General features: G+C 62.8%; 16 protein-coding genes and 1 pseudogene. 11 read left to right on the forward strand and 6 right to left on the reverse strand.

The window, feature by feature from the left end:
• Positions 1-44: 44 nt before the first annotated feature.
• Complete coding sequence (locus tag ATC00_RS27645; protein ID WP_037389188.1) at positions 45-1,883, reverse strand: DUF882 domain-containing protein; 1,839 nt, start codon at positions 1,881-1,883, stop codon at positions 45-47.
• 180 nt (positions 1,884-2,063) lie between these two features.
• Entirely contained in the window at positions 2,064-3,608 is a 1,545-nt protein-coding gene (locus ATC00_RS27650) for a sigma-54-dependent transcriptional regulator (RefSeq protein WP_037389191.1), read from the reverse strand.
• Between the two features lie 183 nt (positions 3,609-3,791).
• On the opposite strand from ATC00_RS27650, the gene ATC00_RS27655 reads away from it, so the two are divergent.
• Genes ATC00_RS27655 through ATC00_RS27665 form a run of 3 tightly spaced genes read left to right on the forward strand, consistent with a single transcriptional unit; the run spans position 3,792 to position 7,474 of the window.
• The gene (locus tag ATC00_RS27655; protein WP_037389194.1) at positions 3,792-5,657 is read left to right on the forward strand and encodes a M3 family oligoendopeptidase; all 1,866 of its coding nucleotides are present in this window, start codon (positions 3,792-3,794) and stop codon (positions 5,655-5,657) included.
• Positions 5,658-5,693: 36 nt separating this feature from the next.
• The gene (locus ATC00_RS27660) at positions 5,694-6,851 is read left to right on the forward strand and encodes an aminodeoxychorismate synthase component I (protein WP_064255206.1); all 1,158 of its coding nucleotides are present in this window, start codon (positions 5,694-5,696) and stop codon (positions 6,849-6,851) included.
• Positions 6,848-7,474 (forward strand): aminotransferase class IV family protein, encoded by a 627-nt coding sequence (locus tag ATC00_RS27665; RefSeq protein WP_064255207.1) that lies wholly within the window; start codon positions 6,848-6,850, stop codon positions 7,472-7,474. Before ATC00_RS27660 ends, ATC00_RS27665 begins: the two co-directional genes overlap by 4 nt.
• Here ATC00_RS27665 and ATC00_RS27670 read toward each other — a convergent pair.
• Complete coding sequence (locus ATC00_RS27670; protein WP_037389202.1) at positions 7,439-8,389, reverse strand: GGDEF domain-containing protein; 951 nt, start codon at positions 8,387-8,389, stop codon at positions 7,439-7,441. The two genes, ATC00_RS27665 and ATC00_RS27670, sit on opposite strands and share 36 nt — an antisense overlap.
• 116 nt (positions 8,390-8,505) lie before the next feature.
• On the opposite strand from ATC00_RS27670, the gene ATC00_RS27675 reads away from it, so the two are divergent.
• From ATC00_RS27675 to hemH, 5 genes are all read left to right on the forward strand, one after another.
• Positions 8,506-9,417, forward strand: coding sequence for a heme-dependent oxidative N-demethylase family protein (locus ATC00_RS27675; RefSeq protein ID WP_064255208.1), 912 nt, complete (start codon positions 8,506-8,508; stop codon positions 9,415-9,417).
• 144 nt (positions 9,418-9,561) lie between these two features.
• Positions 9,562-11,013 carry a homospermidine synthase gene (locus ATC00_RS27680; protein WP_037389209.1) on the forward strand — a complete coding sequence of 484 codons (1,452 nt, stop codon included), beginning with the start codon at positions 9,562-9,564 and terminating at the stop codon, positions 11,011-11,013.
• A gap of 294 nt (positions 11,014-11,307) precedes the next feature.
• Positions 11,308-11,673, forward strand: coding sequence for an outer membrane lipoprotein Omp10 (gene omp10 / locus ATC00_RS27685; protein ID WP_037389211.1), 366 nt, complete (start codon positions 11,308-11,310; stop codon positions 11,671-11,673).
• 227 nt (positions 11,674-11,900) lie between these two features.
• The gene (locus ATC00_RS27690; protein ID WP_064255262.1) at positions 11,901-13,766 is read left to right on the forward strand and encodes a bifunctional metallophosphatase/5'-nucleotidase; all 1,866 of its coding nucleotides are present in this window, start codon (positions 11,901-11,903) and stop codon (positions 13,764-13,766) included.
• 115 nt (positions 13,767-13,881) lie between these two features.
• Entirely contained in the window at positions 13,882-14,919 is a 1,038-nt protein-coding gene (gene hemH / locus ATC00_RS27695; RefSeq protein ID WP_037389353.1) for a ferrochelatase, read from the forward strand.
• A gap of 67 nt (positions 14,920-14,986) precedes the next feature.
• Here the strand turns inward: hemH and ATC00_RS27700 are convergent.
• From ATC00_RS27700 to ATC00_RS27710, 3 genes and pseudogenes are all read right to left on the reverse strand, one after another.
• Positions 14,987-18,144 (reverse strand): annotated as a pseudogene (locus ATC00_RS27700) (efflux RND transporter permease subunit).
• Entirely contained in the window at positions 18,141-19,310 is a 1,170-nt protein-coding gene (locus ATC00_RS27705; protein WP_064255209.1) for an efflux RND transporter periplasmic adaptor subunit, read from the reverse strand. Before ATC00_RS27705 ends, ATC00_RS27700 begins: the two are co-directional and overlap by 4 nt.
• 341 nt (positions 19,311-19,651) lie before the next feature.
• The gene (locus ATC00_RS27710) at positions 19,652-20,131 is read right to left on the reverse strand and encodes a YqhA family protein (RefSeq protein WP_064255210.1); all 480 of its coding nucleotides are present in this window, start codon (positions 20,129-20,131) and stop codon (positions 19,652-19,654) included.
• Between the two features lie 401 nt (positions 20,132-20,532).
• On the opposite strand from ATC00_RS27710, the gene ATC00_RS27715 reads away from it, so the two are divergent.
• From ATC00_RS27715 to ATC00_RS27725, 3 genes are all read left to right on the forward strand, one after another.
• A complete protein-coding gene (locus ATC00_RS27715) occupies positions 20,533-21,960 on the forward strand; it encodes a basic amino acid/polyamine antiporter (RefSeq protein WP_064255211.1) in 1,428 nt (475 codons plus the stop codon).
• A 295-nt stretch (positions 21,961-22,255) separates the two neighbouring features.
• Positions 22,256-23,689 carry a basic amino acid/polyamine antiporter gene (locus ATC00_RS27720; protein WP_064255212.1) on the forward strand — a complete coding sequence of 478 codons (1,434 nt, stop codon included), beginning with the start codon at positions 22,256-22,258 and terminating at the stop codon, positions 23,687-23,689.
• A gap of 15 nt (positions 23,690-23,704) precedes the next feature.
• Positions 23,705-24,967, forward strand: a complete 1,263-nt coding sequence (locus ATC00_RS27725) for an arginine deiminase (protein ID WP_064255213.1) — start codon at positions 23,705-23,707, stop codon at positions 24,965-24,967.
• Positions 24,968-24,982: the final 15 nt, after the last annotated feature.

Raw genomic sequence — 24,982 nt, forward strand, 5'->3', positions numbered from 1 at the left:
TCAGCTCAGACCTGGCGGGCTTTTTCTGTGTCCGGGAAAGGAACTCAGTTGGTACTGAACTTCTTCACTTCCATGAAATTCACCGCAGTGCCGCTGAAGCGAGCCGTATCGACCGTGGCGCCGGCATTGCTGTTGAAGCCGGCCGCATAGACGGTCGTCGGCGCGGCTCTGAGCGAACTGCTGACGAAGCGCGGCGCCTTGACCGGCTTCGACAGCGTGGCGACGCGGCCGGTCGAAAGCGCCCATTCGGAAATGATCTTCTTCGTCAGCTTCGGCTCGGTCCGGACGGAGGAGCGGCTTGCCGCTTCTGCATCCTGCCGCTTCGGGCGGGCGCCCTTCGACGGCAAGTCCGCTTCGGTGTCGAAGGCGCTGTCGAAGATCGAGGCCCGCGAGCGGCCGGCGGGCTGCGGCGCATAGGCGGCCATTTGGACCGCCGGTGCAGCATGCTCCTCGACCGTGGGGGCCGCGAGCGCGACCCGCGTTTCGGGCGGCCGGGCCATGGCGATCGTCTCGGCCATGGATGCGGCCGCAACCGGGCGCTCCTCAACGAGCGGGGCGGTGACGTCGGCCTCGGCGACCGCGGCAAGCGCAGCCTGTCCGGCCGGACGCATTCCCGGCACCGGCACGAAGCCGAGCTCGGGTGTCTGGCCGTCGGCGGAGGCCACGAGCGTTTCGCCGGCCATGAGCGTGTTCTCACGCATCTGCGGGACCGGCACCTTCAGCGCGCTGAGATCCGGATATTCCGATGGCGTTTGCCCGGTTTGCGGCATGGCCGCGGCCAGAGCCTCCTGAGCGCTGTTCTTTTCCGGGGCAACGAGCGCGACCGCTACGCCGCTCTCAGCCGGTGCATTCTTGAAGGCCGGGCGCACGGCAGGCACCGGCGCGTTGATATTCTGCTGATCGTCGGCCGGCGCACCAGCGACCGAACCAGCGACACCCGGCAGCGCCTCCTGATCGGCCGGCGCCGAGGCGGTCTGAACCTTGGCCGGAGCTTCCTCGCCGCCGCCCTCGCCTGCGCCGGCGGCGATCGCCGTCGGTTCTTCATCCTCGTCCCCGCCGCCGCCAAAGAGCGCGGCGAAGAGGTTGCGGCGCTTGCCAGTGCCAACGTCGCCCGGCCCCTTCGCGCCACCGCCGGCCACCTCGATCGCTGACGCGCCGACGCGCCGCTTGTAATCGGCAACGGCCTGTTGGAAGCCCGGTAGCGGCTTGCCGTCGGCGGGAATGTGCATCGTCTTGCCATCGGGGAAGAGGCGCGCGAGTTCGTTGCGGGTCATGCGCGGCCAGGCGCGCACGCCGCCGACGTCCATGTGCACGAAGGGCGACCCGGAGGTCGGATAGTAGCCGACGCCGCCGACCTGGAACTTCATGCCGATCTCGCGCAGCGTCTTGAGCCTCACGTCGGGTAGATAGAAGTCCATCGCCTTGCCGAGCATGTGCTGGCTCTTCTTGGCAACGCCCTTCGAACGGGACCGCAGCATGCCGTTGGTGGCGGGCGAGCGATAGGCGGAGACGACGTGGATGTAGTCGCGCGAACCGCTCTTCTGGTAGACCTCCCAGATGAGGTCGAGCAGGCGCGGGTCCATCTTGGTCGGCTCGTTACGCCGCCAGTCGCGCAGGAACCGGTTGATCTGCTGCAGGCCCTTCGAATCGTAGCGGCCGTTGCGCTTGAAGGTGATCTGCGCCTTTTCCTTGGTATGGATGAAATAGAGCTTCAGGGTCCGTGTCTGGCCGGCGGCCTCGACCGGCGGCGCCATTCCGGGAGTGACGAGGGAGCACGTCAAGGCGATGGAGGCGAGAATCTGCGGCCCCTTGCGGGTGATCGCCGAGCAGAGTCTGCGCGTCAAGGAACCGATGGGTCCCCCCAAACCGAACAAATTTGGCATTCAATCCCCGTTCGACGGACAACCGTGCTTTGCTGTCTCAGATGACTGTCAAATAAGGTGACAGCATGGCAAATATGCCACAGTAGTCACCGCCCCTTATAATATAGTGAACAGTTTCCTAACAAGGTCTAAACGGCGGTGACTGAATTGGACGGCAAATGAGGTGTGAATGCGTCGATTTTATGCCGCTTCGCGCAGTGGATTGTCGGGATCGATGCCATAATCCTTGAGTTTTCGATAGAGCGTGGAGCGCCCGATGCCGAGTTTGCGGGCCACCTGGCTCATCTGGCCGCGATAGAACTTCAGCGCAAAACGAATCAGCTCCTCCTCGACCTCGGCAAGTTTGCGCACTTCGCCGCCCTCGTCGATGCTGGCGATGGCGTTCTCGAACCGCCCTTCGGGAACCGCGCCGAACGGCTCGGGCTTCTCCGGAGTTTCGGCGCGCGGAACGAGAACGGTCGCAGGGGTGGAAGCCTGCAGGCGGCGGTCCGGACCCCCCTCGCCCCAGGAGAACCCGCCACGATCGGCAACGACATAGCCCGGTATCTGGGTGGCGATCTGCGGAAAATCCTTGACCGTGAGTTCGCCGCCGTCGGCAAGCACGACGGCGCGGAAGATGGCGTTCTCGAGCTGGCGGATATTGCCGGGCCAGTCATAGGCGGTGAGCAGCGCCATCGCGCCGCTCGAAACCGTCAAGGGGTGGTTGAGCCTCTGCTCCGCGGTGAAACGCTCGACGAAGGCGCGCACCAGGACGGGAATGTCCTCCTTGCGCCGGCGGAGCGCCGGAATGGTGATCGGGAAGACGTTGAGGCGATAGTAGAGGTCCTCGCGGAAGCGCCCCTCGCGCACCTCGTTGATCAGATCCTTGTTGGTGGCCGAGATCAGCCGCACATTGACCCGCTGCGGCTGGCGCGCGCCCACCGTCTCGATCTCGCCCTGTTGGACGGCGCGCAGCAGCTTCACCTGAACCTCGAGCGGCAGGTCGCCGATCTCGTCGAGGAAGAGCGTGCCGCCGTCCGCATCGACGAATTTGCCGCTGTGTTTTTCGGTCGCGCCGGTAAAGGCGCCCTTCTCGTGGCCGAAGAGGATGCTCTCGACGAGGTTGTGCGGGATGGCACCGCAGTTGACGGTGACGAAGGGCTTGCTCGCCCGGTCGCTTGCCGCCTGGATCGCCCGTGCGACCATCTCCTTGCCGACGCCGGATTCACCCTCGAGCACGATCGGGATGTTCGACTGCGCGGCACGCCGCGCCAGATCGAGGACGCGGATCATCGCCGGACTCGCCGAAACGACATCGTCGAAGCCGACGGCACCGCCGCGCGGGCGGCGAGCGGTTTTGACCCGCCCGTCGCGACTCGCCATTTTCAGCACATTGCCGATGGCGATCGACAGCCGCTCCGGAGAAACAGGCTTGACGAGGAAGTCGAAGGCGCCTGCCTGCATCGCCTGCACGACCGTCTCGATGCCGCCCTGCCCGGTCTGGACGATCACCGGCGTGTCGATACCCCGTTCGGCAAGCGCCTCGAGAAAGCCGTGACCATTCATCTCCGGCATCAACAGATCGAGCAGGATGACATGGATCATGCCGCCCTTGCGCTCCAGGAGTTCGAGCCCGCTGCGCCCGTTGTCGGCGAGATGCGCGACATGGCCGAGCCGCTCGATCATGTTCGTCAGCAAACGGCGCTGCACCGGATCGTCATCGATGACAAGAATATGGGATGTCACGAAAGCCTCCTGCTTAGGACACGCGGTACTCTTTGGCCAGCCTCATGTGCCAAATCATGCCAGTCATTCGTGCCATAAAGGGCTGAACATCGTGTTTTGAGAAATGCTTGCATTTTAGCCATTGCGGGCGATAGCAATGCGCCCCATATCGCTGCCTTCCGCAATCAAACGAGAGAACCGCCGATGACCCTCGCTTCGCCCCTTCTCGCCGCCGTCGGTCCCTCTCCATTGCGCGCGCCAGCCGGACAGGCCGGCCCGGCCGCAGATCTCGGCGAGCTGCCTACCTGGCGGCTCGAGGATCTCTATGCCTCCGCCACCTCCGACGAATTCCGCTCCGATCTCGCGAAGGCGGAAGCCGACGCGCTCGCCTTCGAGAACAAGTGGAAGGGCAAGCTCGCGGAAGCCGCCGGCAAGTCGGGCGATCAAGGCATCGGCGCGGCCGTCAAGGAATTCGAGGCGCTCGAGGACCTGATGGGCCGCATCGCCTCCTTCGCCGGCCTCACCTATTTTTCCGATACGTCCAATCCGGCGAATGGCAAGCTCTATGGCGACGTCCAATCGAAGCTCACCGACATATCGGCGCATCTGTTGTTCTTCTCGCTCGAACTCAACCGGATCGACGACAAGGTCATCGATGCGGCGCTCGAGGCGGACGGTCTTGCCGCCCACTACAAGCCGTGGATTCTCGACCTGCGCAAGGACAAGCCCTACCAGCTCGACGACAAACTCGAGCAGCTTTTCCTGGAAAAATCTATGACCGGCGCGAGCGCCTTCAATCGGCTGTTCGACGAGACGATCGCCTCGCTCACCTTCTCGGTCGACGGGGAAGCGCTGCCGCTCGAGGTGACACTGAACCTCTTGCAGGATTCGTCCTCCGAAAACCGCAAGAAGGCGGCCATGGCGCTTGCCGAAACCTTCAAGGCGAATATCCGAACCTTTACCCTCGTCACCAATACGCTGGCCAAGGACAAGGAGATCTCCGACCGCTGGCGCGGCTTCGAGGACATCGCCGACAGCCGCCACCTCGCCAACCGGGTGGAGCGTGACGTGGTGGACGCGCTCGCGGCGGCGGTCAAGGCTGCCTATCCGCGTCTGTCGCACCGCTACTATGCGCTGAAGGCCAAGTGGCTCGGCATGGAACAGATGGAGTTCTGGGATCGCAACGCGCCGCTGCCGGAAACGCCGACCGCGCTGATCCCCTGGGGCGAGGCGAAGGACACGGTCCTATCCGCCTATCACGGCTTCGCGCCGGAAATGGCCTCGATCGCCCGGCGCTTCTTCGACGACCGCTGGATCGACGCCCCCGTGCGGCCGGGCAAGGCACCCGGCGCCTTCGCCCATCCGACGGTGCCCTCCGTCCATCCCTACGTGCTCGTCAATTATATGGGCAAGCCGCGCGACGTGATGACGCTCGCCCACGAGCTCGGCCATGGCGTCCACCAGGTGCTTGCCGGTGGCCAGGGAGCGCTGATGGCGTCGACGCCGCTGACGCTCGCCGAAACCGCCTCCGTCTTCGGCGAGATGCTGACCTTCCGCGCCCTGCTCGACCGCACCAGGGACAAGCGTGAGCGCAAGGCCATGCTCGCCCAGAAGGTCGAGGACATGATCAACACGGTGGTGCGCCAGATCGCCTTCTACGAGTTCGAGCGCAAGGTCCACACGGCGCGCAAAGAGGGCGAGTTGACCGCCGACGATCTCGGCGAACTGTGGTTGTCGGTGCAGGGCGAGAGCCTCGGGCCGGCCATCCGGATTTCGGAGGGCTATGAGACCTACTGGGCCTATATCCCGCATTTCATCCACTCGCCCTTCTACGTCTATGCCTATGCCTTCGGCGATTGCCTGGTGAACTCGCTCTATGCCGTCTATCGCAATGCCGAAAGCGGCTTCCAGCAGAAGTATTTCGAGCTCCTGAAGGCCGGCGGAACCAAGCATCATTCCGAGCTCCTGGCACCCTTCGGGCTCGATGCCGCCGATCCGTCGTTCTGGGCACAGGGCCTGTCGATGATTGAGGGGCTGATCGACGAACTGGAAGCACTTGATAAGGCGTGATCCGGCCACGACGGCGACTGACAGCGACGGCTTTAGATGATCGAACACGCGCCCTTTGTCCTCTTCCGGGACGACAGCGAAGACCGCACGACGGTCTTCGCCGAACCGTCGCGCGTGATCACGGCGCGCACACGGGCCGAGTTTCGACGCGGACTTTCAGAACTCGAGGCTGCCCGCCGCGCCGGCAAATGGCTGGCCGGCTATATGGCCTATGAGGCGGGGCATCTTTTCGAGGAAAAGCTCACTCCCTTTGCCGAGGAGAACCGCGAAACGCCGCTGATGTCCTTCGGCGTCTTCGACGCGCCCGCGGCAGACCACCCCCTCGCCGAGCCAAGCCGACGCGTCGAAAACGAACCGTTCCTGTCCGAGCCCCGCGCCGGCTGGGATTTTCCTGCCTATCGCCAACGTTTCGAGCAGCTGCACCAGCACCTGCGCCAGGGCGATTGCTACCAGGCGAACCTGACGATGCCGATCCAGGCGCGCTGGTCCGGCGACCCGCGCGCCGCCTTCTGGTCGCTGATCGAACGCCAGCCGGTCAAATACGGCGCGCTGGTGGCGCTCGACGGACCGCTTCTGCTGTCGCGATCGCCCGAGCTCTTCTTCCATGTCGACGCCGACGGCTGGATCGAGACGCATCCGATGAAGGGCACCGCACCGCGTGGGGCGACCGCGGAGGAGGACGCTGCAATCATCGCCGAGATGCGTGAAGACGAGAAGACGCAGGCCGAAAACCGGATGATCGTCGACCTGTTGCGCAACGACATCTCCCGCATCACCGAAGTCGGCACGCTCGATGTGCCGAAGCTCTTCGAGATCGAAACCTACCCCACCGTTCACCAGATGGTGAGCCATGTGCGGGCCAAGCTCCTGCCTGACATTGCCGTCGCCGATATCTTCGCCGCCCTCTTTCCGTGCGGCTCCGTGACCGGCGCGCCGAAAATGCGGGCCATGGAGATCCTGCACGAGCTGGAATCCGGCCCCCGCGATGCCTATTGCGGCGCGATCGGCTTCATCGCGCCGAACGGGGTCATCCGCTTCAACGTGGCAATCCGGACGATCTCGCTGTTTCCCGACGGCCGCGCCATCTTCAATGTCGGCGGCGGCATCGTCTTCGATTCCAAGGCCGAAGCCGAATATGACGAGTGTCTGTTGAAGGCGCGCTTCGCCGTCGGCGACGCCGAGGTCGCCCGATGACGGATTTCTCGCTGATAGAGACCATGCGCTACGAGCCTGAGGCCGGCTTCGTCCGCCTTGGACTGCACCTTGCACGACTGACACGCTCCGCCCGGCGCCTCTGCTTTTCCGGAGCGGCGGCGGCCGAGGCGCGGCTGCGGGAAGCGGTTTCCGATGCCGAAGGCGCGCTGCGCGTGCGCCTTACGCTCGACCGCCAAGGTGTCATCTCGGTGACGACCGCACCGTTCGCGCCGCTGCTGGCCGACGCACTCTGGCGCGTCCGGATCGCTTCGACACGGCTCGATTCTTCCGACCGGCTGCTTCGCATGAAGACGACGCGGCGCGGCGTCTACGAGGCGGCGCGCAACGAGTTCTCTTCGGCCGAGGCCGACGAGGTGCTCCTGTTCAATGAGCGCGGTGAGGTCTGCGAGGGAACGATCACCTCGATCTTCCTCGACGAGGGCCACGGCGTATTGAAGACGCCGCCGATCGCCTGCGGCCTGCTCGCCGGCGTGCTGCGTACAGAACTCATCTGCCAGCGGCGCGCGCGAGTGGCGCGGCTGTCGGCCGCCGACCTTCGGCGCGGCCGTCTCTATGTCGGCAATTCCCTACGAGGTCTGATCCGGGCGGAACTCGTGGTCTGACCCAGGCAGGGTATAGCGCTTCACCCGGTCCCGGCCCTCGCGCTTGGCGAGATGGAGCGCCTGGTTGGCGCGGGAATAGATATCGCTCACCTTGTCGCCGTCGCGGTACTCCGCAAGCCCGACCGAACACGTGTAGTAGAACTCCGGAATGTTGGAGAGCGGCCTGGCGCCGCGTATCTTTTCCAAGAGGCGATCGAGGATGAGGTTCGACTCGCTGACCGTCGTGTCGGGCAGGATCAGCATGAACGCCTCGCCGCCGATGCGGCCGAAGCAGTCCGATCGGCGGACGAAGCCCTGCATCTGGCGCGCGAAGTCAAGCAAGACCTCGTCGGCGCGCTGCGGGCCGTAGCGGTCGTTGATCGCCTTGAAATAGTCGATGTCGACGATCGCCACACACCCCCACATCTGCGGATTCTCGGCGCAATCCTGGATGAATTCGGCAAGCTTCCCGAGCGTATGGCGGCGGTCGGGGACGTGGACCAGTTCCTCCACCGGCGAATCCCGCAAGGCAAAATCCCTATCCTTCCGGTGCTTGCGCTCCTCTTCCCGTATGGCCGTCACGTCGACCGCCATGGAGAGCGTCCAGCCCCTTTCGTCCACCGTCTCGGTCACCCACAGCGACCGGCCGTCGTGCAGTTCGGCTTCCGACGCACGGGACGGCACGCTGCCGCGCCGCTCGAGCGCCGTGGCGATCCAGGCCTCAATGTCGTCGGCTCCGATTATCGCGCCCCGGCCTGCCGCATGATTGCGGCGCATGATCTCTTCCCAGGTCGGCGACTCATCGGCGCCGACATGATAGGTGGAACGGAATGCCGCATTGGCAAAGCGCAGCCGATCGTGCTGATCGTAGAGCGAGATCAGCACGGGCGATCGGGCTTGCAAACCCATCAGGGCCTTGAGGTAATCACCGGTCACGGTTGGTCTGCTCCAGCTTGAACAACAATCAATCACGGCGCGAAGCGGACGGATCAACTAAAGCTATAGCACGAAAAGCTTGCGGCAAGTCGTACAACATGTGAAACGAAGGGAAAATGGTTAAGTCGCAGAACGTGCCGAATTCGCACATGAAGCACACACCTTATGACGGTTCGTCGAAGCCCTTCACGATCGGGCTTACGCAGCTCGACCCCGATCGCTGGATCGAGCCGGACGAGGCGCTGGACTTCTATCTGTCCGAAAAGGCGAGGCTGCTTAGCGCAAGCCGCGAAGAGGTCTTCGCGGCCGAGGACCGGACCGAGACTGCCCAGCGGGAACTCGTCGATTTACTGACGGACTACCTTCCGCACCACTACCCTGAGCTTTACCGCCGAGAAAACGGCGCGATGATCGCCGGCGGCCGCCGCGTCGCGCTCGACGGTGATGTCCCTATCGTCGTCGCCGGCTCGCTGATCCAGGACGATCTGGCGATCCTGGAACGCAAGGAGGGCGAATGGCGGCTTACCGCCGCCTATGTCGCCTTTCCGTCGTCCTGGTCTCTTCGTGAGAAGTTCGGCCGGACGCTCGACGAGATCCACGCCCCGGTGCCTGGCTTCGAGGGCGGAAGCCGCAATGCGGAATTGATCGCCCGGATGTTCGACAATCTCTCGCCGGCCCGCTTCGTCGAGCGCTTCAACTGGGCCGTCAATATCGACGGCGCGCTGCATCTCCCGAAATCAAAGGCCGAGGGCATCGGCGCCGAGGCCGTCCAACTGACCGAGGACGGCACCTTCATCCGCGTCGAAAGGCAGACGCTGCGCAAGCTGCCGCGGACCGGCGCGATCGTCTTCACCATCCGCATCTATTCCGACCCCGTGGCCGCGCTCAGAAACAGGCCTGATGCGGCCGCCCTTGCCCGCTCCTTCATCGGACAGTTGAACGACCTGACGCCGCCGCAGGCAGCCTATAAAGGCCTTGTCAGCAAGCGGGAGGCGCTGATCTCGGCCCTCTTATCGATAGCCGGTTAAGCAATATCCGAAATCGCGGTTGACCCGCCGGCCCTTTATTGTGACACGAAACTATGCTCTAGGGCCTCACGCGAAATTCCGAGGCGCGCCATTCCGCGCGCATTCAAGCAGCATCAGAGACGTTTTGTCAGGAGAGACGCAAAAATGGCAGACACCAGCTACCCGGTCTATGGCGAGATTACCGGTCCGATCGTGATGATCGGCTTCGGTTCGATCGGCCACGGCACCTTGCCGCTGATCGAGCGCCACTTCAAATACGACAAGAGCCGGCTGATCGTGGTGGAGCCCCGCGAGGACGCCAAGGACACGGAGATCTTTGCCCGCCACGGCGTGCGCCACGTCCGCGCGGCCGTGACCAAGGACAATTACAAGGAACTGCTGAAGCCGTTGTTGACCGAAGGCGGCGGCCAGGGCTTCTGCGTCAACCTCTCTGTCGACACCTCGTCGCTCGATATCATCAAGCTCTGCCGCAAGCTCGACGTGCTCTACATCGACACGGTCGTCGAGCCTTGGCTCGGCTTCTACTTCGACTCCGAAATGGACAATGCTGCACGCACCAACTATGCGCTGCGTGAAACGATGCGCCGGGAGAAGGAAAAGAATCCGGGCGGCACCACGGCGGTTTCGACCTGCGGCGCCAATCCGGGCATGGTCTCCTGGTTCGTCAAGAAGGCGCTCCTCAACCTCGCCGACGACCTCGGCCTGAAATATGAGGAGCCGCATCAGGACGACCGCGAAGGCTGGGCCAAGCTGATGAAGAAGGCCGGCGTCAAGGGCATCCACATCGCCGAGCGCGACACCCAGCGTACCAAGCACCCGAAGCCGCTCAACGTCTTCTGGAACACCTGGTCGGTCGAGGGCTTCATCTCGGAAGGCATGCAGCCGGCCGAGCTTGGCTGGGGCACCCACGAGAACTGGATGCCGAAGAACGCCAGGAGACACAAGAAGGGCTGCCAGGCAGCGATCTACCTCGAGCAGCCGGGCGCCAACACCCGCGTGCGCAGCTGGTGCCCGACGCCGGGTCCGCAATACGGCTTCCTCGTCACCCACAATGAATCGATCTCGATCGCCGACTTCTTCACCGCCCGTGACAAGAACGGCGAAGTCACCTATCGGCCGACCTGCCACTATGCCTACCACCCGGCCAACGACGCGGTCCTGTCGCTGCATGAGATGTTCGGCAACGGCGGCACGGCGCAACCGGTGCACCACGTGCTGGACGAGACGGAACTCGAGGACGGCATCGACGAACTCGGCGTGCTGCTCTACGGCCACGACAAAAACGCCTACTGGTACGGCTCGCGCCTGTCGCTGGAAGAAACCCGCCGTATCGCCCCCTATCAGAACGCCACCGGCCTGCAGGTGACGAGCGCCGTTCTCGCCGGCATGGTCTGGGCCCTGGAGAATCCGAAGGCCGGCATAGTCGAGGCCGACGAGATGGACTACAGGCGCTGCCTCGAAGTGCAGCTTCCCTATCTCGGTCCGGTCGAAGGCCACTACACCGACTGGACGCCGCTCGACGGCCGCCCCGGTCTCTTCCCGGAAGACATCGACACCAAGGACCCCTGGCAGTTCAAGAACATCCTTGTCCGCTAAACCGATCGCGCCCGGAGCTCGCTGGCTCCGGGCGCCTCGACCGTGATTTTCGCGCCGCCGCACCGCATCCTTCTATTGCCTGCAGCTCACGACTGGACGGCGAAATTGAGAGCCTCCTGCGGCTTGGGCGCAACGCCCGGCGCACAAAGTCGCCCTCGAATGCTGTTCCGCTGCTCAATTTGCCGTCAACCCGGTTCCGGCGGAGCGAATTATGCGGTAGAGCGGGGCGAACAGAAGTCTGTAGCGGCATTGCATTAGCATCCCGCTTCAACTCGTGACGCGGGAGAAACGCCGATGAAGCCACTCGCCATGCTGACCATTCTCGCAACCGCCACGGCGCTTGCATCCTGCCAGTCGTCTCCGAGGGAAATCCGCCAGGCGCCGCAGGTGCGGGCGAGCGGCGTGGAGGGGGCCTGGGTCGATCCGAACGGCATTATCTCCACCTTTGCCGGCGGCACCTTCTCGACGCGCACCACCGACACCAACCAGCTTCTCGCCTCCGGCACCTATGTGAATGTCAGCCCGACGCTCGTCGAGATCAATATGACCTCGCTGGTCAGGAACACCCAGTCCAGGGTCAACTGCGCGCTCGTGACGCCGGCGCAGCTGAACTGCACGACGGATGCGGGCGCCCAGTTCTCGCTCGCCCGCCAGGGCTGAACAAAGGTCAAACAATGCGCATGTCTTGGAAGCCTCCCACCGGGAGGCTTCTTTGTTTCTGAGCCGGCTTAACCCTACTTCGAATCCGGCAAAGAAGGGACGTGTTTAGCGCTTGAAGTCCGGCGCGACTGATGAAAACATCCGGCCTGCCAAATTGCCTCGGTCGGGCGATGATTCCCTACCGGGGCTTGCAATCGGCTGAAGACGACAGGCAACAGGAGAACATCATGATCAAATATATGCGGACCGGCCTCATCACCGCATCCCTTCTCGCCCTTTCATCGGGCGCCGCCTTCGCCGATTACGAATTGAACATCCTGCATATCAACGACCTGCACTCGCGCATCGAGTCGATCAACAAGTTCGATTCGACCTGCTCGGCCGAGGAGGAAGGCAAGAACGAGTGCTTCGGCGGCGTCGCCCGTCTGAAGACCCTGATCGACCAGAAGCGCCAGGAGCTTACCGGCAAGAACGTGCTTCTGCTCAATGCCGGCGACAATTTTCAAGGATCGCTGTTCTTCACCACCTACAAGGGCGCGGCGGAAGCGGAATTCCTGAACCTGATGAAGTTCGACGCGATGACCGTCGGCAACCATGAGTTCGACGAAGCCGAGGACGGTCTCGCGAGCTTCCTCGACAAGGTCAAGTTCCCCGTCGTCACCGCCAACGTTCTTCCGAGCCACAAGTCAAAGATCGGCGACAGGATCAAGCCGTCGATCGTGCTCGATCTCGGCGGTCAGAAGATCGGCATTGTCGGTGCGGTCGCCAACGACACGCCGGAGCTCTCCTCGCCGGGCCCGGACATCCTGATCGGCGAGGACGTGGCGACGATCACCAGCGCCATCGATGAGCTGAAGAAACAGGGCGTCAACAAGATCATTGCGCTGACGCATGTCGGCTATCCGCGCGACCTCGCTGCGATCGCCAAGATCCCGGATGTCGACGTCGTCGTCGGCGGCCATTCCCACAGCCTGCTCTCCAACACCGACGAGAAGGCCGAAGGCCCCTATCCGACGATGGTCGACAACCCCGGCGGCTACAAGGTTCCGGTCGTGCAGGCGGGTTCCTACAGCAAATATCTCGGTGACCTCGTCGTCACTTTCGACGACAGCGGCGTCGTCAAGGCGGCCAAAGGCGATCCGATCCTCGTCGATTCCTCCATCAAGCCGGATGAGGCGGTGGTCGCGCGCATCAAGGAGCTCGCCAAGCCGATCGAAGAGTTGCGCACGAAGATCGTCGCCAAGACGGAAGCGCCGATCGACGGTTCGCGCGAGAATTGCCGGGCGAAGGAATGCGAGATGGGCAGTCTCGTGGCCGATGCCCTGCTCGACCGCGTCAAAGGCCAGGGCGTGACGATCGCCATCACCAATGGCGGCGGCCTCAGGGCCTCGATCGACGCCGGCGACGTGACGATGGGCGAAGTGATCACCGTGCTGCCCTTCCAGAACACCGTCGCGACCTTCCAGTTGAAGGGTGCCGATATCCGCGCGGCGCTGGAGAACGGCGTCAGCCAGGTCGAGGAAGGCGGCGGGCGGTTCCCGCAGGTGGCCGGCCTCAAATTCTCCTTCGATCGTTCGAAGCCTGCCGGCAGCCGCCTTGTTTCGATCGAGGTGAAGGAGGGTGACGCCTTCACGCCGCTCGATGCGGAAAAGACCTATTCGCTCGTCAGCAACAATTTCATGCGCGGCGGCGGCGACGGCTACGCGGTCTTCAAATCCAAGGGCGAGAACGCCTACGATTACGGCCCTGGTCTCGAAACGGTGCTCGCCGACTATCTTGCCGCCCATCAGCCGTTCAAGCCCTATGTGGACGGCCGCATCTCCGAGGTCGCCGCTGCCGCCGGCGCGACACCGGCAGCGGAAACCGCCGAAGCTGCTGCTCCCGCTGCTCCCGCTCCCCAGCCGTCACCCGAGACTGCGGCGGCCGCTGGCCGACCGCAGAAGCACGTCATCGCCCGGGGCGACACGCTTTGGGATTTGGCCGAGTCCTTCTACGGCAACGGCTTCGAGTGGAAGAAAATCGCGGCAGCCAACGGCGACCCGGAGCCGCGGGCACTGCATGTCGGGCGCGAACTGGAGATTCCGGCAAAGTAAGACAATTTGCCTCTATCGCAAAGGCTGGTGCGGGCTTTCCCGCGCCGGCTTTTCTTTTTAGAAGGATTTGAAAACAGAGGCGTTGCTGGACATATAGACGCCGATGAGGAAGACGATGACCCAAGCAAATGCCGAACCCACCGCCGCCGCTCACCCGCCCGTTGAATCGGGGAAGGTCGGCGTGCTGCTGGTCAATCTCGGCACGCCGGACGGCACCGATTACGCTTCCATGCGCCGCTACCTCAAGGAGTTCCTCAGCGACCGCCGCGTCATCGAGTGGTCACGTCTCTTCTGGTATCCGATCCTTTACGGCATCGTGCTCAACACGCGCCCGCAGAAGGTCGGCAAGGCCTATGAGCTAATCTGGAACAAGGAGCTGAACGAAAGCTGGCTCAGAACCTATACACGCAACCAGGCCGCTCTGATGGCCGAAGGGTTCGTCGATCGCCCTCACATCGTCGTCGATTGGGCGATGCGCTACGGCCAGCCGTCGATCGCCTCGCGCATGGAGGCGCTGCAAAAGCAGGGCTGCGAGCGCATCCTGGTGTTTCCGCTCTACCCGCAATATGCGGCGGCAACGACCGCTACGGTCAATGACAAGGCCTTCGAGGCGCTGTTGAAGATGCGCTGGCAGCCGGCTTTGCGCACCGTCCCGCCCTATCACGACGACCCGATCTATATCGATGCGCTCGCAACATCGATCGAGCGCCACCTGGCAAGGCTCGACTGGCAGCCGGAGGTGCTACTGGCGTCGTTCCACGGCATTCCGAAGAGCTATTTCGAACTCGGCGATCCCTATTATTGCCAATGCCAGAAGACGGCGCGGCTCTTGCGCGAGAGGCTCGGCTGGTCGAACGAGAAACTGCAGGTGACCTTCCAGTCGCGCTTTGGACCGGAGGAATGGCTGCAGCCCTATACGGACGCGACGGTCGAGAAGCTCGCCAAGGGCGGCGTCAAGCGCATCGCCGTCATCAATCCGGGCTTCGTTTCCGATTGTCTGGAGACGCTGGAAGAGATCGCCGGCCAGGCGGCCGAAAGCTTCCACCACAATGGCGGCGAGAAATTCGCCCATATCCCCTGTCTGAACGACAGTGCCGAGGGCATGGCCGTGCTCAACCACGTCGTGCGCCGTGAACTCGAGGGCTGGCTGTAGCGGTCGCCCAGCCGTTCCTTGATCGACACTCAAGCGCGATTCAATCTGTGCGAAGGCAGACATCCACTTAGGGTCGGCGGTGGGTGATTTCACCCGCCGTCGGGGCTTCGCGCGGTTTGAGGAGGCGCGCTTTGATTTCCTCGCGAACGGTTTGGACCAGCACATAAAGGACAGGAATGAGCAGGAGGCCGGCGGCGGTTCCGACGAACAGCCCCCCGAAGACGGTCATGCCGATGGCGCGGCGACTGCCAGCGCCTGCCCCAGTTGCGATCACGAGGGGGATGACGCCGAGGATCGATGCCATTGCGGTCATGAGAACCGGGCGGAAACGCTGAGCCGTCCCCGCCGCCGCGGCTTCAAGCGTCCCCAGTCCTTCCTCGCGCCGCTCCTTGGCGAACTCCACGATCAGGATCGCGTTCTTCACGGCGAGCCCTATCAATAGAACCAGACCGATTTGGGCGTATATGTTGATGTCGATCGAGGCGAGCATCAGACCCGCGAGAGCGCCGAGGATGGCGACGGAGACGGACAGCATCACCGCGACAGGAACGCTCCAGCTTTCATATTGCCCGACGAGAAAGAGATAAGTGAAGATGATGCCCATGAGCAGAACGAGGACGGTCTGGTTTCCCGACTGCTCCTCCTGCAGCGCCAATCCCGTCCACTCGAATCCGAAACCTTCAGGGAGGTTCTGCTCGGCGAGCGACGCCATGGTGGCAAGGGCCTGGCCGCTGCTCGTTCCCGTCGCCGCCTGGCCGTTGATTGAGGCCGAAGGGAACAGGTTATAGCGGTTGATCGCGTTCGGCCCATAGGTGGTGGAGATGGAGAGCAGAGATTGGAGCGGTACAAGCTCTCCGTTCCGGCTGCGTACCCGAAGGCGCTGAATGTCTTCGATACGGCTGCGGAATTCTGGCTCATCCTGGATGCGCACCTGGTACACACGGGAGAAGATGTTGAAATCATCGACATAGGACGAGCCGAGATGGGACTGCATGGCGTTGAAGATGGTCGCGGTCGAAACGCCGAAGAGCTCGGCCCGGCGGCGGTCAACATTGAGAAAGACCTGCGGGACGTCCGCCGAAAAGGTGCTGAAGACGCTGGCTAGTCCGGTGGTCTGGTTCGCCTTGACGATGAGGCCGCGCACCACCTCGGCAAGTTCCTGCTGGCTTTGGCCGCTGCGAGCCTGGAGTCTCAGATCGAAGCCGCCGGTTGCGCCAAGGCCCGGCATGGCCGGCGGATTGAACGGCACGACCGAGGCGGCGGGAATTCGGGCAAATTCCGCGCGGAGGCGATTCATGATTGCGTCGATGCTCTCCTCGGTGCTCCTGCGTTCGTCCCAGGGCTTCAGCGCGGCAATCACCATGCCGGCATTCGAGCCGCCGCCACCCACCATGCTGTTGCCGGCGATGCCGACCGAATTCGCCACGCCCGGCGTCCGTTGTAGGATCCTCGCGACGGTGTCCAGCGCCTGCTGCGTCCGCTCGAGTGAAGCGGCATTCGGCAGTTGCACGTTGATGAAAAGATATCCCTGATCCTCGCTCGGCACGAATCCGGTCGGAAGCGAGCGGAACAATCCGTAGACCCCGCCAAAGATCGCGAGAAGAATTAGCGAAGCAATCCAGAGCCGCCGGGACATGCGGTCGAGCATTGCGAGGTACCATTCGCGCGAGGCGTCGAGACCCCGGTTGAATGTCCCAAATATCCGGGACGGCTGCTCGCGCAGTCGCGTGAGCATGAGGACGCAGAGCGCCGGACTGAGCGTCAGTGCATTGATGGTCGAGAAGGTAATCGTCACCAGGATCGTCACCGCGAATTGGCGGTAGAGCTGTCCGGTGATTCCGGCCACGAATGCGATCGGCACGAAGAGGGCCGCAAGGACCAGCGTTGTCGCCACGATCGGACCCGTCACCTGACGCATCGTGCGCCGGGTGGCGCCCCGCACGTCCAGCCCCTCTTCGCTCATCACGCGCTGTACGTTCTCGCGACGATGATCGCGTCGTCGACGACCAGGCTGATGGCGAGAATGACGGCGAAGAGCGTGATTGTATTGGCCGAGTAGCCAAGCAGATAAAGGACGGCGAAGCCGCCAATCAGGGACACCGGGATCGTCAACGTCGGTATGACGGTCGCCCGCCAGTCCTGCAGGAAGAGGTAAGTGACCGCGACCACCAGCGCGAAAGTAATCGCAAGCGTGATACCGATCTCCTTGATCGTTTCGGTAATGAAAGCAGTGGTGTCGAAGACGACCGCATAGGCAACATCTTGGGGAAATTGCCGCGAAAGCCGATCGAGCTCGGAAAGCACTGCCCGCGACACGGCAAGCGCATTGGCGTCGGAGCTCTGGTAGACGACGACCGTCGCGCTCGGCTGCCCGTTGAAAGTAGACGTCGTGTCGTAGGATTGCGCGCCAAGTTCCACGCGCGCGACATCGCGGAGGCGGACGATGGCACCGTCCGTATTGGTGCGAACGACGATATTCGAAAAGTCCTCCTCGGTCGCGAGACGCCCCTGGGCCATGATCGTGAGCTGCAACTGTTGGCCCGATGCTGCCGGCGGAGACCCCAACTGGCCGGCAGAAGCCTGCGCGTTCTGGGCCTGGATGGCGCTCGTCAGGTCCGCGGCGGTGATGCCGAGAGCCTGCATGCGGTCCGGGTTCATCCAGACGCGCATGCTGTAGGACGGCCCGAAGACGCCGGCCTCGCCGACGCCGGCCACCCGGGCGATCGCATCACGGATATTATTCGCGGCAAAGTTGCTGATGAATATCTCGTCGTGCGTTCCCTTGGGGGAATAGACCGCGACGCCCATCAGCATGCTGGACGAGCGCGCTCTCACGGAGACCCCCGTCTGGGTCACGGAGGCGGGAAGCCGGGGCGTTGCGAGCGCGACGCGGTTCTGCACGTTCACTTGCGCCAATGCGGGATCGGTGCCGACGGCGAAGGTCACGGTCAGCGAGTAGGTCCCGTTGTTGGTGCTCGAGGACGACATGTAGAGCATGTCCTCGACCCCGTTGACCTGATCCTCGATCGGCGCTCCGACGCTCTCCTCCAGCACGCTGGCGTTGGCACCCGGGTAACTGGCGGTGACCTGCACCTCGGGTGGCGTGATCTGCGGGAACTGCGCGATCGGAATCTGAAACAGTGCGAGCGCACCAGCGATCGCCATCACCACGGCGATAACCATGGCAAGACGCGGGCGGTCGATGAAGTGCTGCGACAGGTTCATTGGCTTGAAGATCCTGGCGCGAAGCCGCCGGCCGCATTCGTTGCGGCGTTGTCGGGCGATACGCTCTGCGCCTCGACGACGGCTCCGGGGGAGACGCGCTGGAGGCCCTCGACGATCAGCGTCTCTCCGCCCTTCAGGCCCTCTTCGACGACCCAGTTCTGCCCGACCTGCACAGAGGCGCGAATGCGCCGCACGGTTGCCCGGCTCTCGTCGTCGACAACGAGCACGAAGCGGCCCTCGCGGTCCTGCTCCACCGATCCGACAGGTACCACCGGACGCTCTTCACGTTCCGCGGGCTCGACGATCACTGTCACGAACTGCCCCGGCATGAGGAGAGATCGCTGATTGGCGAACAGCGCTCGGATCGGCAGCGTCCCGGTCTGCACGTCCACCTCGTTTCCGAAGAATTCGACCTTGCCTGACTCCTGGTAAGGCTCACCGTTCGAGAGGCGCAGCTTGAGGACATAGCGCTTTGCCAGCTCGTCCTTGCCTGCGCCTCCGGCAGCAGCGCGAAGATCGAGGATGGTGCGATCGCTGACCGAGAACACCACGCGGATCGGATCCGTCTGAACCACCCTTGCCAATGGCTCCGACGAAGGGCTGACAAGGCTCCCCACAGAGAAGGCCGCACGGCCGATCCGACCGCCGATCGGGGCCCTGATGTGGGTATAACCGAGATTGAGCTCGGCCTGATTGACCCTGGCCTGTGCGGACAGGACGTTTGCCCGGGCAGTGTCACGAGCCGCCTGGCTCTCCTCCAGCACGGCCTGGGAAACGGTGCGCTGGGTCAGCGCCTGGTTGCGCTGGAACTGGCGCTCGGCATTGTCGAGCGTGGTCTCGGCGCTGGCGACGGCGGCTTGTGCGTCCTGGAGCGCGAGCTCATACGTCGTCCGCTCGAGGGTGAAGAGGTCTTGATCTTTCGCGACGTCTTGGCCTTCGGCGAAAAGCCGCCTCTCCAGGAAGCCTTCGATCCTGGCTCGGATATCCACCGCGTTGAGGGCCTCCACCCGGCCAACGAACTCATGGTCAGGAGATACATCCTCGACTTGAACGGCCATCACGCCCACCACGGGCGCGTTCTGCGCGACACCGTCTCCGGTCGAGCAGAGCAGGAGGCCGCTGCCCCCTAGGGCGAATCCCACAGATCGAAATACCGTTCTGAACATCGAAGACCCCGCTTCGAGTTTCCGCTGCAAGCCTCCTTGGCGAGGCAAGCTAGGAGGCGCCTGACGCGGCCTTGCGATAAAAGGAGAACCCTGGGGATGCCTGTCGAGACCTGTCGCACGCCGAATGAGCGACCGATTTATAAGTATTGGCCTCGATCGGTAACCGCTGGGAGCACTTTACGAGCGATACGCACATTCACGGACGCAGGGCGGATGCTGCAACGTCAAGAAGTGTCAGGCCGTTAGATCGACAAGTTATACGCGCAAAGCCGGCGCCCTTCAAGCAAAATGAGCCGTCGCAGTAGCCCGCGCGACGTGCCTGGGGAGGCGCTGCGCTGCTTCTATTTCGGACCGAGATCGTGCGTAGAACTGGCGACAAGCTTCATCGCCGCCGCCAGGAGAAGTGCCGCGCCCGGCAGCACAAGACCGTCCCAATCCAGCATCCCCTCAGTTTCCGCCACGACGGTCGCAAAATGAACGACGAGATAAAGGATGATCACCTCGATGAAGAGGATCTTCATTTCCGCGACCGTGTTGAGGATCATCCATCGCGGCACCCTCTTCCTGACCTCGTCCGAGAGATCGACGACGAAACCGAACGTGATCGCATAGCCGAAGATGGTGAGCACGATGCCGAAAAGGAACTTGTCGGTCGCGCGCAACACGGCAGCGGTCACCGAAAGCTCCGGCTCCGTTCTGACGAAAGTGAAAGCGTTGCGCAGAAGAAGCGCACCCTCGAGGAACATCAGCAGCGCGCCGCCCAGGACTCCAAGGGACGCAAGGATCATGATGTAGCGGATGCGCAAAAAAAACGAGATCATTGGCCTTGCTGCCTTTCCACAGCGGGTCCGGGCACACTGATTGGCACGGTGCGCTTCCCGTTCGAACGCTCCTCCCTGATATGCGGCAGCTCGACTGCCGCCCAACGCGGTGGAACCGTTCGGCCACATTTCATGGAGGCGCTGGCGACAGGCGCAGATTAGCACACCTAAATCTGGTCTGGTCCCCAGGGATTCTACAGCTTGAAGTTTTGCAACAAAAGGTACAACGTCTTGGACCTGCAACCTACAGCGACCCTTGCGCGTCCTATCAGACGCACAAGGGTCGCTGTAGCACTTTTGAATCACTGCGTGTCTAGTCCCTAAGGAGACATGCGGTCGGGCGGCTTCATCAGTAAGTGCTTTTCGTTCCATCAGGCAACCGTGATGCAATCGGAGGCCGCATGACCAGCACTGCCCAGAAACTTTCGCTTTTTTCGCTGTCCTCGCTCGTTGTCGGCTCCATGGTGGGTGCGGGCATATTTTCTCTGCCGCGCACCTTCGGCACTGCGACGGGACCCTTCGGCGCGATCGTGGCCTGGTGCGTCGCAGGCGCGGGCATGTTCACCCTGGCTCACGTGTTCCGGGTGCTAGCGGAACGCAAACCGGATCTCGACGCAGGCGTCTACGCCTATGCGAGGGCCGGCTTCGGCGACTATGCCGGCTTCCTTTCGGCCCTCGGCTATTGGCTGGTCGGCTGCATTGCCGATGTGTCGTACTGGGTGTTGATCAAGGCGACCCTCGCGGCCTTCTTCCCGATCTTCGGAGACGGCAACACGGTCGCCGCCGTGCTTGTCTCCTCTTTCGCGCTGTGGGGATTCCACTTCATGATCCTGCGAGGCATCAAAGAGGCGGCGGCCATCAACACCGTCGTCACGGTGGCAAAGATCGTGCCCATTGTGATCTTCATAGTCATCCTGCTCGGCGCGTTCGATGCCGGCCTCTTTCGCGCCAATTTTTGGGGCGGCGCGGGCATGCCCGAGGCGAGCCTCTTCGAGCAGGTTCGCGCGACCATGCTGGTCACAGTTTTTGTGTTCATCGGCGTAGAGGGGGCGAGCGTCTATTCGCGCTACGCCCGCAATCGTTCCGATGTGGGCGTGGCCACAACACTGGGCTTCGTCGGTGTTTTGGGATTGATGGTGCTGGTGACGCTGCTGCCCTACGCCGCCCTGGAACGACCGGAGATCGCGGGCATGCGACAACCCTCGATGGCTTCCGTGCTGGAATCCGTCGTCGGACCATGGGGCTCCGTGTTCGTCAGTGTCGGTTTGATCGTTTCCGTGCTCGGAGCGTATCTGGCATGGTCGCTGATCTGCGTCGAGGTGCTCTTCTGCGCTGCCAGGAACGGAGACATGCCGAGCGTTCTCGCCAGGGAGAACGGCAACAACGTTCCTGCTGCGGCTCTGTGGCTGAGCAATGGAGTGATCCAGCTCTTCCTCGTCAGCACGCTGTTCTCAGACGACGCGTTCCGGTTGATGGTAAACCTGACGAGCACAATGGTTCTGGTTCCATACCTGCTCGTAGCCGCCTACGGCTTCCTCCTCGCCCGCCGCGGCGAGACCTATCACATCAGGCCAGACGAGCGGTTCCGCGATCTGATCCTTGCGGGTGCCGCCGCGGTCTACACGACATTCATGATCTATGCCGGAGGCCTGAAGTTCCTGCTGCTTTCCACCATCCTCTACGCGCTTGGAACGGTCCTGTTCTTTTACACAAGGCGCGAACAGAAGAAGCCGCTGTTCAACCCTCGGGAATGGCTCGTCTTCATGGCTGCAATGGCAGGATGCCTTTTCGGCATCCACGGTCTCGTGACCGGTTACATCACCCTGTAGTGTCCTTTGCGCGTGAAAAGACGCGCCGCTGTCGCTCACATATGGCTTTGCGTCAGCGTATCGGCAGATGATCGATTCCCTCTAGAAATTTTGAAGGTTACACGTTAACATTGCGCTCCGAGGGTCCAAGCATGTTATAGAAGTGGTGCCAGAAGCGGATAACCGCTTCACATCGAAATCCTATAGGCAAGATCCACAAGCTCCTCCGGCATCACGAGCGGTACCAGATCTGAACGGCGTCCGCGCTAGCGCGGTCGGTTCCCTGCATCAGCGAACCCGGCCCGGGAGTAGTGCTATGGCGATCAAAGCTGAGCAGAAGCTATCCCTATTCGCTCTGACCGGCATGGTTGTCGGTTCCATGGTCGGCGCCGGCATCTTCTCGCTCCCGCGGACATTCGGCATCGCGACAGGGCCGTTCGGCGCAATCATCGCCTGGTGCATTGCGGGGGGCGGCATGTACATGCTGGCGCGGGTCTTCCAATCGCTGGCCGAACGCAAGCCCGATCTCGACGCCGGCGTTTTTGCCTATGCCAAGGAAGGGTTCGGCGACTATCCGGGTTTCCTGTCCGCCTTCGGCTACTGGATCGGCAGTTGCATCGGCAACGTGTCGTACTGGGTGCTGGTCAAGTCGACGCTCGGCAATTTTTTTCCAGCCTTCGGCGACGGCAACACCCTCATCGCTATCCTAGTCGCCTCGATCGGAATATGGCTCTTCCACTTCATGATCCTAAGGGGCATTCAGCAGGCGGCCTTTATCAACACCGTCGTGACCGTCGCGAAGATCATTCCGATCATCGCCTTCATCATCATCCTGTTCTTCTTCTTCAAACTCGACCTGTTTCGGCTCAACTTCTGGGGCGGCGAGGGGATGCCGGAGGCAACCCTTCTCCAACAAATCCAGGCGACGATGCTGGCGACGGTCTTCGTCTTCATCGGCATCGAAGGCGCGAGCAACTATTCGCGCTACGCGCAGACGCGCTCCGATATCGGCACGGCCACGATCATAGGCTTCATCGGCGTCAGCGCGCTGATGGTGCTGGTCACACTCTTGCCGTATGCGGCGCTGACGCGACCCGAGATCGCCGCCATGAGCCAGCCGTCGATGGCCGGCGTGCTTGCAGCCGTCGTCGGCCCCTGGGGTGCGGTTTTCATCAGCATCGGCGTCATCGTGTCGGTCCTTGGCGCCTACCTCGCCTGGTCGCTGGTGTGCGCGGAAGTGCTCTACGTGGCCGCGCGCACGGACGACATGCCCCAGCTTTTCGGCACCGAGAACCAGAACAAGGTCCCTGCGGCCGCGCTATGGCTCACCAACATCGTCGTCCAACTTTTCGTCATCAGCACCTACTGGTCGCGAGACGCGTTCGCGCTGATGCTGAATTTGACGAGCGCAATGTCGCTGATTCCCTACATGTTCGTGGCCGCTTTCGGGTTCCTGCTGGCGCGACGCGCCGAGACCTACGAGGTCAGGCCGCATGAACGCAACCGCGACCTGATCATCGCCAGCATCGCCGCCTTCTACACGTTTTTCATGATTGTCGCCGGCGGCATTAAGTTCGTCCTGTTGTCGGCTCTTCTGTATGCCCCTGGCACGATCCTCTATTTCTGGGCCAGGCGCGAGCAGGGCAAGCAGGTCTTCAACACATCCGTCGACTGGCTGATTTTTGCGGCCGCAGTCATCGGCTGCATCGCCGCGATCATCGGATTGTCCACCGGCTACCTGACGATCTGAAAAAGGAGATGTGTCATGTCTTCTGAAAGCTCGACCACCCAGCACAGTTTCGGCGTACATTCCGAGGTCGGCCAGCTAAGCAAGGTGATGGTCTGCGCGCCCGGCCGCGCCCACCATCGTCTGACACCAAGCAATTGCGATGCTCTTCTCTTCGACGACGTCCTTTGGGTGGACAACGCCAAACGCGACCATTTCGACTTCATGACCAAGATGCGCGACCGTGGCGTTGAGGTTGTCGAGATGCACAACTTGCTGGCCCAGACCGTCGCAATTCCCGAAGCCAAGGAGTGGATCCTCAACAACCAGGTCGTTCCGAACCAGATCGGCCTCGGCCTCATCAACGAAGTCCGTTCTTATCTCGAGGGCCTCTCCAACCGCGATCTCGCCGAAACGCTGATCGGCGGGCTGTCGACCTATGAATTTCCCGAGTCGCTCGGCGGCGAGCAGTTGGCGCTGATCCGTGACGCTGCGGGCGTCAACGAATACCTGCTGCCGCCGCTGCCCAACACGCTCTATACCCGTGATACCACCTGCTGGATCTATGGCGGGGTGACGCTCAACCCGCTCTATTGGCCAGCGCGCCACGAAGAGACCATCCTCGCCACCGCCATCTACAAGTTCCACCCAGACTTCGCCGGCAAAGTTAACGTCTGGTGGGGCGACCCGACCAAGGACTGGGGCCTCGCCACCCTTGAGGGCGGCGACGTCATGCCGATCGGCAAAGGCAACGTGTTGATCGGCATGAGCGAGCGTACGTCGCGGCAGGCAATCAGCCAACTCGCTGTAACCCTCTTTGAAAAGGATGCAGCCGAACGCGTCATCGTCGCCGCCATGCCAAAGCTGCGAGCGGCCATGCACCTCGACACGGTGTTCACCTTCGCCGACCGCGACTGCGTGCTGCTGTATCCCGATATTGTTAACGGTATCGAGGCTTTCTCCTACAGGCCGGGCAACAAGCTGGGCTCCGTTGAGCTGCACCGGGACAGGGGCTCGTTCGTCGAAACGGTGCGCGACGCCCTCGGCCTCAAGGAGATGCGCGTGGTCGAGACCGGCGGCAATGCCTATGTACGCGAACGCACGCAATGGGACAGCGGTGCCAATCTCGTCTGCCTCTCGCCCGGCGTGGTGCTTGCCTACGACCGCAACACCTACACCAATACGCTGCTGCGCAAGGCGGGTGTTGAAGTCATCACCATTTCCGGTGCCGAGCTGGGGCGTGGACGCGGTGGCGGCCACTGCATGACCTGCCCGATCGTGCGCGACGCCGTCGACTACTAGCAATTGAGATCAGCC

The sequence above is a fragment of the Sinorhizobium americanum genome, assembly GCF_001651855.1.
GTDB lineage: Bacteria > Pseudomonadota > Alphaproteobacteria > Rhizobiales > Rhizobiaceae > Sinorhizobium > Sinorhizobium americanum.

What these genes read in the sequence shown, in the direction of transcription:
- ATC00_RS27645 (WP_037389188.1), bottom strand. Translation starts at nt 1,883, where the DNA reads ATGCCAAATTTGTTCGGTTTGGGGGGACCCATCGGTTCCTTGACGCGC.
- hemH (WP_037389353.1), top strand. Translation starts at nt 13,882, where the DNA reads ATGACCCAAGCAAATGCCGAACCCACCGCCGCCGCTCACCCGCCCGTT.
- omp10 (WP_037389211.1), top strand. Translation starts at nt 11,308, where the DNA reads ATGAAGCCACTCGCCATGCTGACCATTCTCGCAACCGCCACGGCGCTT.
- ATC00_RS27655 (WP_037389194.1), top strand. Translation starts at nt 3,792, where the DNA reads ATGACCCTCGCTTCGCCCCTTCTCGCCGCCGTCGGTCCCTCTCCATTG.
- ATC00_RS27675 (WP_064255208.1), top strand. Translation starts at nt 8,506, where the DNA reads ATGGTTAAGTCGCAGAACGTGCCGAATTCGCACATGAAGCACACACCT.
- ATC00_RS27710 (WP_064255210.1), bottom strand. Translation starts at nt 20,131, where the DNA reads ATGATCTCGTTTTTTTTGCGCATCCGCTACATCATGATCCTTGCGTCC.
- ATC00_RS27660 (WP_064255206.1), top strand. Translation starts at nt 5,694, where the DNA reads ATGATCGAACACGCGCCCTTTGTCCTCTTCCGGGACGACAGCGAAGAC.
- ATC00_RS27720 (WP_064255212.1), top strand. Translation starts at nt 22,256, where the DNA reads ATGGCGATCAAAGCTGAGCAGAAGCTATCCCTATTCGCTCTGACCGGC.
- ATC00_RS27725 (WP_064255213.1), top strand. Translation starts at nt 23,705, where the DNA reads ATGTCTTCTGAAAGCTCGACCACCCAGCACAGTTTCGGCGTACATTCC.
- ATC00_RS27715 (WP_064255211.1), top strand. Translation starts at nt 20,533, where the DNA reads ATGACCAGCACTGCCCAGAAACTTTCGCTTTTTTCGCTGTCCTCGCTC.
- ATC00_RS27680 (WP_037389209.1), top strand. Translation starts at nt 9,562, where the DNA reads ATGGCAGACACCAGCTACCCGGTCTATGGCGAGATTACCGGTCCGATC.
- ATC00_RS27705 (WP_064255209.1), bottom strand. Translation starts at nt 19,310, where the DNA reads ATGTTCAGAACGGTATTTCGATCTGTGGGATTCGCCCTAGGGGGCAGC.
- ATC00_RS27690 (WP_064255262.1), top strand. Translation starts at nt 11,901, where the DNA reads ATGATCAAATATATGCGGACCGGCCTCATCACCGCATCCCTTCTCGCC.
- ATC00_RS27665 (WP_064255207.1), top strand. Translation starts at nt 6,848, where the DNA reads ATGACGGATTTCTCGCTGATAGAGACCATGCGCTACGAGCCTGAGGCC.